This is a genomic window from Paenibacillus sp. MMO-58 (assembly GCF_037146255.1).
In the GTDB taxonomy this organism is placed as follows: domain Bacteria; phylum Bacillota; class Bacilli; order Paenibacillales; family Paenibacillaceae; genus Pristimantibacillus.
On the sequence record NZ_JBBCVY010000003.1, the window covers coordinates 439,229 to 453,006 of the forward strand.

Here is a 13,778-nt window from a genome sequence, read left to right on the forward strand (position 1 = left end):
AAGAGTAAGGATGATTACAACCATGCCCGTACCTAAAAATTTCGTCTCTCCTGCGCGAATGTCCGCAAAAGAAAGAGCCTTTTCCCAAATTCAACGATGGATTATCGACGGTACTTTGCAGCCAGGAGAAAAACTGATCGACGCCGAATTGGCGGAGTCGCTTGGCGTCAGCCGTACGCCGATACGTGAAGCCTTTCAACTGCTAGAAGTACAAGGGCTTGTATCCACGCATCCGGGAAAAGAAACGAAAGTAACGGAAATCGAGAAGGACGACATTTTCAAAATGTATTCTACGATGGCCGTTCTTCAGGCTTTGGCAGCCGAAATTACGGCGAAAATTATTGTTCCCGATCAAATCGAGCAGCTAAGGGCAATTAATCTGGAATTTGCCAATTCCATTAAGAGCGGTCAAGCTTATCAAGCGATGGAGGCGGATGAACAGTTCCATAATTTAATCGTGGAGCTGTCGGACAACCCTTATATCGCATCCTTCAGCGCATCCCTTCAGATTCATATCCGGCGCTTCAAATATGTGTTCTTAAAACAGCCGATTACTGCTGCGCAAACGTCAGTCGATGAGCATTCACGGATTATTTCAGCCTTTGAGAAAAAGGACAGCGAGCTTGCTCATTCCGTGATGAAGCAAAACTTCATTCGACCGATGCAGGAATTATACGAATTACTTTAAGAGATAGGAGCGAAAAACATGACAAATGGAAAAGATCTTCGAATCCGCAGCAAGGTAATTAGCGAGGGGGTCAATCGGGTACCAAACAGGGCGATGCTGCGCGCTGTAGGTTTTACTGATGAGGATTTCAATAAGCCGATGATTGGCGTAGCCAGTACCTGGAGTGAAGTCACTCCGTGCAATATGCATATCAACGACTTGGCAGCTCAGGCTAAGCAAGGGGTACGCAACAATGGCGGCGCTCCCTTGATTTTCAACACCATCACAGTATCAGACGGTATATCCATGGGACATGGCGGCATGTTGTTTTCTCTGCCAAGCAGGGAAGCAATTGCGGATTCCATTGAAATTGTAACCGGCGCAGAGCGGTTTGACGGCATCGTAGCGATCGGCGGCTGCGACAAAAACACTCCGGCTTGTCTTATGGCAATCGGTCGAATGAATCTCCCGGCCGTTTACGTGTATGGAGGTACCATTCAACCCGGTAATTTGGACGGGAAGAAAGTCGATATCGTTACGGCTTTTGAAGCGGTTGGTCAATATCATGACGGAAGAATGACGGATGAGCAGCTTCACAAGGTCGAATGCAGCGTATGTCCGGGCCCAGGCTCTTGCGGCGGGATGTATACCGCTAATACGATGGCTGCCGCGGCGGAAGCAATGGGCATGTGTCTTCCTGGTTCTTCTTCCACGCCTGCTATATCGCCTGATAAAGCTGCGGAATGCGCTGCAGCCGGTAAACAAGTTATTTCGCTGCTGGAACAGGAGATTTACCCTAAGGACATTATGACAAGAAAAGCGTTCGAGAATGCGATTACGGTTGTTATGGCTTTGGGAGGTTCAACCAATGCCTTCCTGCATCTGCTCGCCATTGCGCACTCGGTAGGCGTTGATTTAACCTTGGATGATTTTGAGCAGATTCGACTTCGCGTACCTCATCTGGCAGACCTGAAGCCAAGCGGACGATACGCCATGCAGGATTTAAACGATATTGGCGGAGTTCCGGGCGTCATGAAGTTATTGCTTGCCGAAGGCCTTCTTCATGGGGATTGCTTAACCGTTACCGGTAAGACCTTGGCGGAAAATTTAAGCGACATAGCTCCGCTGCAACAGGACCAGGACGTTATTCGTCCATTGAACAATCCGCTGAAGCCAGATGGACCACTTGTCGTACTTAAAGGAAACCTAGCTCCGGAAGGCGCCGTTGCCAAGATGTCCGGCATGAAGAAACTGCGGTTTGTTGGACCGGCCAAGGTGTATGATAGCGAGGACGAAGCAACCGAAGCTATTTTGAGAAATGAAATCCATAAAGGCGACGTGCTGGTGATTCGTTATTGCGGACCTAAAGGCGGACCAGGCATGCCGGAAATGTTGTCGGTTACCGCATTGATTGTAGGCAAAGGTCTTGGCGGGGAGGTTGCTCTGCTAACGGATGGTCGATTCTCCGGCGGTTCACACGGATTCGTAGTTGGCCATGTCTCGCCGGAAGCGCAAGTAGGCGGGCCAATCGCGCTGCTTAAGAATGGGGATATCGTCACGATTGACAGCGAAACCCAGCAGATCATGTTCCAAGTGACAGAAGAGGAATTGTCCGCACGGGCGCAAGCATGGGCGCAGCCTCCGCTCAAAGTAAGCTCAAGCGTATTAGTGAAGTATGCCAGACTGGTGTCCTCTGCTTCTAAAGGAGCGGTTACTGATCTTTAAGGCATCCATACAAGTGCAGCAAAAGAGTAAATCAATCGCTCATATCCTGTTTTAAATACAACATGGATGTCTATAAGAGAGTAACAACGTTTTAAGGAGGAATGGACATGCCTTGGAACAAGGACGACTATCCGGATTCTCTCAAAAACTTTATGGCTCCGGTCCGTAACAAAGCGATTGATATAGCTAACGAGCTGCTGAAGGATGGCTATTCCGAAGGCCGCGCGATTTCCATCGCAACCGCGAAAGCCAAAGAATGGGGAGAGCATCACGATAAGCAAATCCGCAAGAAAGGCCACTGACCGCCTTCATTAATCCCATTAATTAATTTGAGTAGCAGCTATTATGCGTGGTGCCGAGGCTTTTGCAAAATAATTGAATTTACAACAGAAGGCCCTCACCATACGGTGGGGGTTATTCTGTATTCTTTTCCAGACGTTAAGAAATACTTTACTTGAGTAATTGACGACTAGGAGAGAAATAAGATGAACTTTCGTCGTATTGTTGTTATCCCTTTGGTTTGTCTCTTGATTCTTTATTCAAGGAATTACGCAAATGCTGATCCAAATCCACAATCAGATGTCCTTGAGAAAGCGATGCTGCAGGAATTAAACCCTGTGATCAAGAGCTCGCTGCAGATGATTTACAACGAAAAATATCCTCAATTTAATTGCGAGAGGATTATTTCGATCAATGAACATTTTACGCTTAAAAAGAATAGAAGCCGCACACTCCCGGTTGATGCCATTCACGGTGGGCAATATTTTGAAATAGGGGTAGAGCTGTGCAAGCCGGACGGTGAACGTGTTCAACTATTATTAAAAAATGATAGCCCCGATGGCAGTTACGCGATGAAAGATCATAAAATCATAGCCGCTCCTTGATTGCATATCTGATGCCGCATATACCGCGGCTTTTTTAATTTTCCGGAAACACGCTTCACTCTATCATGAACAGGGTATATATCCTAAAAATTCACGTTTAGTAGAATGCGAGTGTGATTTTCTATGGATTACGCAATGATATCGGTGAAGCTCGTCACGGGTTTCTTTGGTCTGTGGTTCATGACCAAGCTGCTCGGCAAGAAGGAAATATCCCAGCTTACGCCGTTCGACTTCGTCTCGTCTCTTATGTTAAGCGAGCTTGTGGGAAATACGGTCTATGACCGCGATGCGCATTTTTCGATGCTCCTCTATGCCCTTGCCTTATGGATGGCGTTATCGCTAGCCTTGGAGAAGGCCGTTCAACTTATTCCGTCACTATCAATACCTCTAAACGGCAGGCCGGATATCATCATTCGCGACGGCGAAATCGACGTGAAGGCGATGAAACGGAACCGGCTGGATATGCATCAGGTTGGCATGTTATTAAGAGAGCAGGGAGTCTTCTCCGTCCGCGAAGTAGCGTTTGCGGTATTTGAACCGAACGGAAGCCTCAGCGTGATGAAAAAGCCGGGCGAAGAGCCTCCGACTCGAGCAGAGCTCCAGATGCCAGAGCGAGCGGCAGGACTTCCGCGCATTCTTATCGAGCAGGGCAAGCTGCAGCGCGGCGAGCTTAAGGAAATTGGCCGAAGCGAGGAATGGCTGCTAACTCAACTGGAGGAACAAGGCATTATGCGAATTCAAAACGTCTATTACGCTGAATGGTCGGAGGAGGAAGGCCTGCATATCCAACTGAAGGATACCGCAGGGTGAGCGGAAGGAAACGGCCGAAGATCAGTTGAATCCTGCGAATACGTAATTTGAATGGTCTTTTATTAAAAGAAGAAGGCATTTGTTCGATAACAAAGAATTATAATATCGAAGGAACAAGTTAACGGACAAGGAGAGCGAGACATGAGGATTGATCTATCTGGAAAAGTAGCCTTGATAACCGGGGCGACAGGCGAGCTTGGCCGCGTCATTGCACGTTCACTCGCAGAGTGCGGGGCGGATATCGCCTTGCATTACCATAGCAACGAAGCCAAGGCAGCTGAACTAAAAAGCACGATTGAAGCACTCGGAAGGCGTACGGTTGCTATTAAAGCAGACGTGACGAAGCAGGACTCCATTGCGGCGCTTAAGCAATCCGTTGAATCGAGCTTGGGACATGTGGATATCGTTGTAGCGAATGCGGTCGTGCAGTACAAATGGACATCCGTACTGGAGCAGCCGGCCGAGGACTATGCGAGCCAATTCGAGTCCAGCGTCATGCAAAGCGTGTATCTGGCTAAAGCCTTTATTCCTTCCATGATGGAGAAGAATTCCGGGCGTTTCATCGGCATCAACACGGAGTGTTCGATGCAGAACTTCCCGACGCAATCGGCTTACGTAGCAGGCAAAAGGGGGATGGATGGCGTATACCGGGTGCTCGCGAAGGAAGTCGGCGAACATCAGATTACGGTCAATCAAGTCGCTCCAGGCTGGACAATCAGCGAGCGCGAGCGCACGAATGGCTTGGATGAAAGCGCCAATTACATCAAGAACGTTCCGCTCAAGAGACGCGGCACCGACCAGGAAATTGCGAATGCGGTCGCATTCCTTGCCTCTGATTTGGCCAGCTTCATTACGGGGGCTTATATCCCGGTTAGCGGCGGCAACGTCATGCCCACGATTTAAATTCAAATTCCCATGCAGTCGATCTAATAAGATCGGCTGCTTTTTTTGTGGTGTTTTGGATAGCGATGCTTGAGATAGATGTCAAAATAATTCTCTATAAAACAATAAATATTACACAACGACCCTGCTCAGGATTTCTACAATAAATGCAATCTATAAATAAGGAGGATAAAGATGATCAAAAAAGGAGTAAATATTTTGCTAGTTGCTTCTCTAGTGTCGATGGGAGGTCTCACTTCGCACAGCGAACAAGCCGAGGCTAAACAAGCGGTAAATTATGAAAGCGCTATCGAAACAACGTCCTTGCTTGAAACTTCAGAGCAAAGCACCGGTGAGGGACCGACAGTGTCCGCATCGGAAGCCACGCAAGATGAATACGACAAGCTAAGGGCGAGATGGTTCGCCTATTGGACGGGCGAGCAGGGGTATGATCAGAATGACCCTGATATCGCTAAGTCGATTACGCTAATAACAGAAAAAGTAAGCAATGCAGGGAAGACGGGATTTTGGGATACGTTAAACACGCAGCCGAACCGAACGTATCTCTGGAGCGATCAACCGGCCAGCTCAGCGAATGGTTACAGTATCGTTGCCTCTTACAATCGATTGCGGGATATGGCGGTCGCTTTCTCCACGTCGGGTTCGCCTTTGTTCGGAAATGTCCAGCTAAAGACCGACATCATCGATGCTATGGACTGGCTTTATGAGAATTGGTACAACGAGAGCAAGATGGAAGCAGGCAATTGGTTTGAATGGGAAATCGGAGCTCCATTAGCGCTGGGAGATACAATGACTCTGATGTACGAGTATTTATCGCAAGAGCAAATCTCCAAATATGCAAAAGCGATAGACCGGTTTTGTCCGGATCCCACCAAGAGAACCATTCAGCCGACGGTAACGGAAACGGGTGCCAATCGCATGGACAAGGCTTTGATCGTCATCCTTCGCGGGATTCACGAGAAGAATGACGCCAAAATCATGCAGGGCCGAAATGCGATTAGCCAGGTGCTTGCTTACGTGACAAGCGGGGATGGGTTCTATGTTGACGGTTCCTTCATACAGCATAACAATATCGCTTATACCGGCAGCTACGGAGCTGTACTGCTAGGCGACATGATGAAGGTGATGACGTTGTTGTCCGATTCACCTTGGCCCATTACGGATCCAAATCTAAAAAATGTGTTTAACTGGATAACCGATTCGTTCGAGCCGGTAACATTCAGAAAAGTGATGCTGGATATGGTTTTCGGCCGGTCGGTTGCAAGAGGCAATAGACAGCTCGTGCCATGGTCGCATATTCTGCGTCTCGCAGCCTTCGCTCCACCGGAGCAAGCCTCGTATTTCAGATCGATGGTCAAGTATTGGTTCGAAGCGGATACCACGGTTGCTAACTATTATGATGGATTGAGAGTTGCGGATACCGTACTTCTGAAATCGGTAATGGAAGACGAAAGCATTCAGCCAATTGGCGATCTTACTTTGCACAAGCAGTTCTCGGCGATGGATAGAGTCGTGCATTACCGTCCTGGTTACGTATACGGCATCAGCATGTCGTCCGCCCGGATTGCCAATTACGAGACGGGCACCGAGAATCTGAAGGGCTGGTATACGGGAGACGGCATGACCTATTTGTATAACAGCGACTTGAATCAGTATCATGATGGGTTCTGGGCTACCGTGAATCCTTACCGGCTCCCTGGCGTTACATCGGATGGAGCGACTCGCGTGTCGGCAAAAACGACCTCCAAAACATGGGTAGGCGGTTCATCATTAGATCATCTATACGGCGCCGCCGGTATGGATTTGAATCCCAATAACAGTACGCTTAAAGGGAAAAAATCTTGGTTTATGTTCGATGACGAGATCATTGCGCTAGGCGCGGGAATTTCGGCTGCCGATAATCGCGGAGTAGAGACCATTGTCGAGAACCGCAAGCTAAACGCAGACGGTAGTAACGCATTAGTGGTGGACGGCGAAGAGAAGCCAAGCGAACTTGGCTGGTCGGAAACGATGAATAGCGTTCATTGGGCGCATCTGGACGGCAATGTACCCGGCTCGGATATTGGTTATTATTTTCCGGACGGCTCAAACGTAAAAGCTTTGCGCGAAGCCAGAACGGGTTCGTGGAGAGATATTGATACGGCCGGATCGACGGAACAGCTGACGCGGAATTATGCCAGCCTTGCAATCGATCACGGCATGAATCCAGTGAACGAATCCTATTCCTATGTCCTGCTTCCGAATAAAGATACAGCTTCAACTGCCAACTATAGTCAAAATCCGGATATTGAAATCATAAGCAATAACGATAATATCCAAGCTGTTAAAGAGAAAAAGTTAGGCTTGACTGCCGTTAACTTCTGGAGCCCCGGGCTCATCGATTCCGTTCGTTCTTTAAACCCTGCATCTGTCATGGTAAAGAAAGATGGTGATGAGCTTGAGATATCGGTCTCCGATCCGACACAAACTCAATCCTCGGTTCGTATCGCTGTCGCCAACGCCGCGGTTGAAGAACTGCAGAAGGATCCTGCAATAACGATCTTGTCAATGTCGCCATACATTGAGCTTAACATTGATACAAGCGGCTCAAAAGGGAAAAGCCATGCCATTAAGCTTCGAATTGACCCAAATGCGGAGCCTTCCGATCTGACTGAGCCTAAACCGGACGAAGGCATTCAAACCAAGCTGACGGTTACGGAGAACGCCTATGTGAACGGCGGGTCCAAGGCAGCTACGAATTTTAGCGCGGTCAATTATTTGCAGATCAGAAACGGAAGCGGAGAAACGGATCGTAAAGCGTTCCTGAAATTCGACCTTAGCTCATTTGTCGGCGAAGTGGGCATGGCAAAGCTTCATCTGTACGGGAAGACGAATGACGGTTCCGGGACCGTATCGGATATCGGGGTGTTCCGTGTAGATAACGATGCATGGAAAGAAGCGGAAATCACTTACAATAATGCTCCGGCCATCGGCAGCCTGATTAATCAACAGACCTTCTCCGGACCGGATCAATGGCGTGAATTCGATATTACTTCCTTGGCTTCCTCGGAGCATGCCGGCGATAAAATAATGAGTCTTGCGCTGAAGCAAGTAGGAACTAATCTGGCGAGCGATATGCGGAGCAGAACAAACGAAAACGGCATCTATTCGGCTTATGTGGAAATATGGCCAAAGGACACGACACCGCCAACCACGCAGGCAAAGGTTGTTGGAGACCTGGCGGAAGACAATGCTTATATCGGTGAAGTGAACCTAAGCTTCGATGCGGTGGACAGCTCCGATGGCGATGCCGTTGGTTGGGGAATTAGGCATACAGAGTACCGGATCAACGGCGGTTCTTGGCTTAAAGTCACCGGTGACGTCACGCTGCAGAAGCCTGGAACTTACCAGATTGCTTACCGTTCGGTTGACAATGCAGGCAATGTTGAACCTTCTAAGCAGCTCAATTTCCTTATCCATAACGGACAGTCTCCTTCCGTTCCGCCGGTCGTAACGCCGCCGATTACGAATCAACCTTCAATCATTAAGGTAACACGAGAGCGTGCGGAGCAATTAGCCGCAAGAGGAACAGGAAGCGCGGGCGAGCTCAAGCTTGCCGGGGATGCACTAGAAATTCAAGCTGTCTCAGGGGGCAAGGACGGTATTTTGCCTAAAGCCATTGAAATGACACTCTCTTACAGCTCTACGATGACGGATTTGGACCTAATAGGTGTCTATTACTATAATGAAACCATCGGCAACTGGGAATACGTGCGGAGCGTTCTGGCTGCCGATAAGCAGCAATTATCCGTCACGACAGACAAGCCTGGTGTTTATAGCGTCATGGAATATAACAAATCCTTTATGGATATTCCCTCCGGGCATTGGGCGGAACGAGCCGTAAAAGTGCTTGCTGCCAAAGCCATTGTGAACGGCTCGGATGACCGGCATTATAATCCAACGGGTCAAACAACACGCGCAGAGTTTGCGGCGTTGCTGGTCCGGTTATTGGGATTGCAAGCTGGGGAGAGCTATCCGTTCAACGATGTGGCGGACAACGCGTGGTATGCTGCCGATGTGTCCGCGGCGTTCCAATCCGGCATCGTAAGCGGCACCACAGACCGCGAATTTAATCCGAATGCTCCTATTACCCGCGAGCAAATGGCCATCATGGTTGTACGAGCGTTTGTGCATGTGAATGGAAAGCAGACAATCGGTTCGAATCCATTGATTTTCTCCGATCGCAGCGACATCTCTTCATGGGCAGAAGAGGCGGTTCGCGCAGCCGTAAAGCTTGGTCTTATGCAAGGCAACGGCAATGGCAGGTTCTCTCCTCAGGACAACGCAACCCGGGCCGAAACCGCCATGGTAGTATGGAACCTGTTGAAGGCATTGAAGTAACAAATTCATACTTGATTGAAAAAATAACCTCCAATCCTAAAAGAAATGTACGATTGGAGGTTATTTTATTTAGTGACATAGTTCAAATGTGATAATGGACCCTAAAGGAAGTATATGTTAAGTCTAGTTATGCATGTTCATTCAACGGAAGCGTGATGTAATACGTGGTTCCGGCGCCTTCCTTGCTAATTACCTCGATCTTGCCGTTCATTCCCCGAATGACGCTGAAGATGACCATGGTCCCAAGACCGGTACCCTTATCTTTGGTCGTATAATAAGGCGCTCCCAGCCGGTTAAGTTGTTCCTCGTTCATACCGATGCCGGTATCGGAGATTGAGATAATGACGCTTTTATTTGGTTCGTCAACCGTAAAAGACAAGGTTAGCTTTCCCCCGGCAGGCATCGCCTCGATGGCGTTTTTGCCGATATTGATGATGGCTTGCCTGAACTTGGACTTGCTGCCGTATACCGTTGCCGGATGCTTTACGTCCGTAAGGATCTCGACGTTCTGCATATTGGCGTAGGAGCCCAGGATTTGGGCTGCCTTGGAGATTGCCTCCTCCAGGCAGATGGATTCGAACCTCTCGACCTGTGGCTTGGCAAGTGATAAATAATCCGAAATAATCGATTCCGCCCGGTCCAGCTCCTCGAGTGTAATAGCGGAGAACTCTTTACGTTTATGATCACTTAGTGCCGGGTTGGACAACAGTTGGATGAAACCGCGGACGGACGTTAACGGGTTGCGGACTTCATGCGCGACGGAAGCTGCGATTTCGCTGACAACCTTCATTTTCTCCGCTTGGATGATTTCCTCTTGCATCCGATTCTGCGTGCGGATCATTTCAATCATGAATACCAGCATTACCGCCATGACGCACTGAACAAGGATAATAGGCAGACTTGGAACGAAAGAAGCCATAAAAAAAGTCTCCTTGCCCTCAAGCAGAGCATAAACATTGACGACCGTCACGCGCAAAAAGAAGCACATTGCGGAAACAAGCAGCATTCTTTTCTTGGCGCCGGCTTTCTCGTATGTCTTGAAGAGAAGCAGCAGCAGAACGATTGTCGGCAGCAGCGAGAGGAAGTAATGAAAAGGATCGATGCCGCCCAAGATCTGCCTATACGTTAGCATGCTGCCAAATAAGAGCAACGTCGTATAAATACCTCCGTAGAGTGAACCGATGACGAGAGGAATAGCTCTGAAGTCAAGCACCGAATCGTAGATTTTAACCGGAAAGGTCATTGTAATAATCAAGGGAATCAAAAATAAAACGTACACGAAAAAGGGGTGTTTACGTTTATAGAAAGGTCCGTAAAATATCAAAGGCAGGAAAATAATAAAAGCGTTGAGGATGAAGTCGGAATGAGAGATCATGAGATGTTCCTTTCGTGAGTGCTAGCCTTTGTTTTCGAGAAAAGAACTGTCATTTCCTTCAAACCCGTGGAGTTAATTTTATATGAATATTGAACACCGTTAGAGCCGAGAGCAGCACAACTTCCAAAAGTAGGAAACGTATGAAGTTATACTCATCCTTAAGGAGACACTCATGAACTAAGGGGGCTAATGTTTGAAGAAAATTCTATTGGTTCTATTGGCTTTAAAAATCGGCGAGAAAATCGGAAATATCCCCATAGCTTGCAATGTACCGGAATGCGCTGCACCTCCTGGGAGTACCTTTTATAGCATCAAGGGAAAGGAAAGCAAGAAATATGTAGCCATGCTAAGCATCGATGGAGAAAAATACTACCGATGGACAAAAATAAAGGAAGGATAAGAGAACAGACAAGGCTGCCGACAATTTCGGCAGCCTTATTAGGTTTTTGCAATCTATTACGGGGTAACTCGAATGGAATCGAGCAGCATATACGTGCCGGATTTCTTAACGGCCTTCAGCGTATGACTTCCGCTCGTCAAGCCCGTCGCCTGATAGACAACTTGGTTCACCTGCCGGGTGGTACTCGACGTGTTGACTGTCGCTTGCAAGACGTTGTCGATGTAGATATCAACATTGCCTTGAGACGCGTCCTTCTCCGTAATGAGCTCAACGCCCGTACCCGTGAACGCGAATTGTAAGGAATCGTTATTCGTCTGAGTGAAATGCACGTCGTTGTTGTAATCGCCGAAACCACGATTGCCGTTCAGTGACCATGAACCGGTGTACACGATGCCGGGATCGGTATCGTTATACTGGATGCGCGGGCTTTTGATTTTGAATTGATCGATCAGCATGTACGTGCCGGATTTTTTCACAGCTTTGATCGTATGCATACCGCTTGTCAGCCCCCCAATGCTATATACGGTTTGCTGGACGAGGCGCGAAGGGCTATAGGTGTTTACGGTTTGTTTGAACACGTTATCGATGTAAATATCGACGGCGCCTTGGGCTGAATCCTTCTCAGTGACAAGGTCGACACCTGTCCCGTTAAACGTGTACTGCACGAAATCGTTGTTTGTCTGCGTGAAGTGGACGTCGTCCTGATAATCGCCGAAGCCCCTTGCGCTGCTCAGTGACCATGCGCCTGAATAGGAGATACCCGGGTCCGTATCGTTTACCGCGAGAGGTGCCGCCACAAAGAAGCGCAGCTTGTCGAGCAGCATATAGGAACCCGATTTCTTGACAACCTTCAGTGTATGCGAACCGTTCGTCAGCCCGCTAACGCTGTACGCGGTTTGCTGCAGCTGCCTTACGCTGTTATACGTATTGACGGTTCCTTTTAATACGTTATCGAGATAGACGTCAACGTTACCTTGGTCGGGAGATTTCTCCGTAATCAGATCAATACCGGTGCCCTGGAAGGTATATTCAAAAGAATCGTTGTTCGTCTGGGTGTAATGCACGTCGTCTTGATAGTCTCCTAATCCGCGGTTGTAGCTGCGCTGCCAGGTTCCCATGTATTTAACCCCCGTATCGTCGTCGTTTGCGGTTACGGAACCGCCGGCAGCTGTCACCTTGAGAAGCCGCGAAGCGTGAGGTGGCAAATTAACGGAGCTGTAACCCGTGTTGAACGATCCGAGGTCGTTGTGGCTCCACAGATCGCGCACCGCAGCGGCGCCGTTCAGACCTATATCGTTCCAATTCACCGTCACCGTAGCGGCGGAGGACCCAAGGTTAAACAATCCGACGGTATAAGTGCCGTCGCCGTTATTGGCGTACCAGACTTGTTGATTGGACGCGGTCGATACGGGATGGGCTGGCCGGCCTGCTTGGTTGACGGCAATGACTTCATCGTTTGTTAGAAGAGACAAGCCAAAAGCGTCCAGGTTGGTCAGATCATTACCCGTATACAGCTGTGCGGAGGACATCGCCCACAGCGACATTGCCGTCTGACGCTCATCCTGCGTTAAGCCGTCCATCGCGCCGTTGCCGACGTTCAGCGAGTCGAAGTCGTTCCAGCCGCCCGGCCCGGCATCCCGCCACCAGACAGCAGCGTCCGGGAAGAGACGCGCGATGTTTGGCCAGCTCGTCAGCGCCGTATTGACGCAGTAGCATTCAACGTCCCAATCAACGCGCCAGCCGTTGGCGTATTGCTTCCAAGTATCCACGTAGTTGTGGTCGAGTGCCCACGAGATCTCGAACCAGATACCGCGCGAGCTGAGCGCCTGCGACCAGGCAGCCACGTCGCCGCGGGCGTCAATCGACGTATCGTTATGTCCGGAACCAGGGGTAACGCTGTCGAATTTCACGAAATCGACGCCCCACGAACCGATCAGGTCCGCAATGGAATCAATGTACTTTTGGGCGCATGCGTTACCGAAATCGATTTTGTAGTCCAAGCCCCAATAATCCGCGGTCGTAAGCGGTTGGACGGCGATGTCCCGCATCGTACAGCCCGGCGCGCCGTAGATCGGCAGATCCGCGTCATAGGCTTGAGGGGAGAGACCGGGAATGAAATAAAGGCCGAACTTTTGTCCGTTGGCATGCACGTAGTTAATGACGTCAGTCAATCCGTTCGGGTAAAGCGTCGTGCTTGGCACGGGCCGTCCATAGCCGTCAAGGCCGCCATTCCAGCCCGCGTCCACGTTAATGTACTCATACCCATGCGACTGCAGCTTCTGATGCATCGCGTCCGACTGGGCTTTGATCTGCGCTGCCGTGATCCAAGCGCCGTTGCCGGAATACACCTGCATGCTGTAGCTGCTCCAGCCCATAAGCGGCTTAAGCGCCAATCCGTTGTTCGCGGCCTCCGCGACCCGGGGCGGCAGGAAGCCGTAACCGCCGAAGACGGCGGCAAGCAGCAGGGCTAGTCCCAGGACAATCGCACCAGCCGGTTTGAACGCTGCGTGCATCCTTGCGGCGCTCCTTGCTTTGTACTGTACCTTCATGAATTCCTCTCCTTCGCATTGATAAAATGTCGTCAAGAAACGCAGACCTCCGGTAGGAGAAACCCTGCAAGACAGCGCTTTCTTT

At 49.5% G+C, this 13,778-nt stretch carries 10 protein-coding genes; 8 read left to right on the forward strand and 2 right to left on the reverse strand.

The annotated features are described in order from the left end of the window. Positions 1–22 precede the first annotated feature (22 nt). From WFJ73_RS13100 to WFJ73_RS13130, 7 genes are all read left to right on the forward strand, one after another. Positions 23–688, forward strand: coding sequence for a GntR family transcriptional regulator (locus WFJ73_RS13100; RefSeq protein ID WP_336773481.1), 666 nt, complete (start codon positions 23–25; stop codon positions 686–688). An 18-nt stretch (positions 689–706) separates the two neighbouring features. After that, positions 707–2,392 (forward strand): dihydroxy-acid dehydratase, encoded by a 1,686-nt coding sequence (gene ilvD / locus WFJ73_RS13105; protein WP_336773482.1) that lies wholly within the window; start codon positions 707–709, stop codon positions 2,390–2,392. A gap of 107 nt (positions 2,393–2,499) precedes the next feature. Further along, positions 2,500–2,694 carry a hypothetical protein gene (locus tag WFJ73_RS13110; RefSeq protein ID WP_015844772.1) on the forward strand — a complete coding sequence of 65 codons (195 nt, stop codon included), beginning with the start codon at positions 2,500–2,502 and terminating at the stop codon, positions 2,692–2,694. Between the two features lie 183 nt (positions 2,695–2,877). After that, complete coding sequence (locus WFJ73_RS13115; RefSeq protein ID WP_336773483.1) at positions 2,878–3,276, forward strand: hypothetical protein; 399 nt, start codon at positions 2,878–2,880, stop codon at positions 3,274–3,276. Positions 3,277–3,399: 123 nt separating this feature from the next. Further along, positions 3,400–4,086, forward strand: coding sequence for a DUF421 domain-containing protein (locus WFJ73_RS13120; protein ID WP_336773484.1), 687 nt, complete (start codon positions 3,400–3,402; stop codon positions 4,084–4,086). A gap of 141 nt (positions 4,087–4,227) precedes the next feature. Next, positions 4,228–4,989, forward strand: a complete 762-nt coding sequence (locus tag WFJ73_RS13125; RefSeq protein ID WP_336773485.1) for an SDR family NAD(P)-dependent oxidoreductase — start codon at positions 4,228–4,230, stop codon at positions 4,987–4,989. A 174-nt stretch (positions 4,990–5,163) separates the two neighbouring features. After that, positions 5,164–9,369, forward strand: coding sequence for a polysaccharide lyase family 8 super-sandwich domain-containing protein (locus WFJ73_RS13130; RefSeq protein ID WP_336773486.1), 4,206 nt, complete (start codon positions 5,164–5,166; stop codon positions 9,367–9,369). Positions 9,370–9,496: 127 nt separating this feature from the next. On the opposite strand, the gene WFJ73_RS13135 is transcribed toward WFJ73_RS13130, so the two are convergent. Beyond that, positions 9,497–10,744: an ATP-binding protein gene (locus tag WFJ73_RS13135; protein ID WP_336773487.1), complete on the reverse strand. Its 1,248-nt coding sequence runs from the start codon at positions 10,742–10,744 to the stop codon at positions 9,497–9,499. A gap of 193 nt (positions 10,745–10,937) precedes the next feature. On the opposite strand from WFJ73_RS13135, the gene WFJ73_RS13140 reads away from it, so the two are divergent. After that, entirely contained in the window at positions 10,938–11,144 is a 207-nt protein-coding gene (locus WFJ73_RS13140; RefSeq protein ID WP_336773488.1) for a hypothetical protein, read from the forward strand. A 56-nt stretch (positions 11,145–11,200) separates the two neighbouring features. Here WFJ73_RS13140 and WFJ73_RS13145 read toward each other — a convergent pair whose 3' ends face one another. Continuing rightward, the gene (locus tag WFJ73_RS13145; RefSeq protein ID WP_336773489.1) at positions 11,201–13,693 is read right to left on the reverse strand and encodes a glycoside hydrolase family 27 protein; all 2,493 of its coding nucleotides are present in this window, start codon (positions 13,691–13,693) and stop codon (positions 11,201–11,203) included. Between the last annotated feature and the right edge of the window lie 85 nt (positions 13,694–13,778).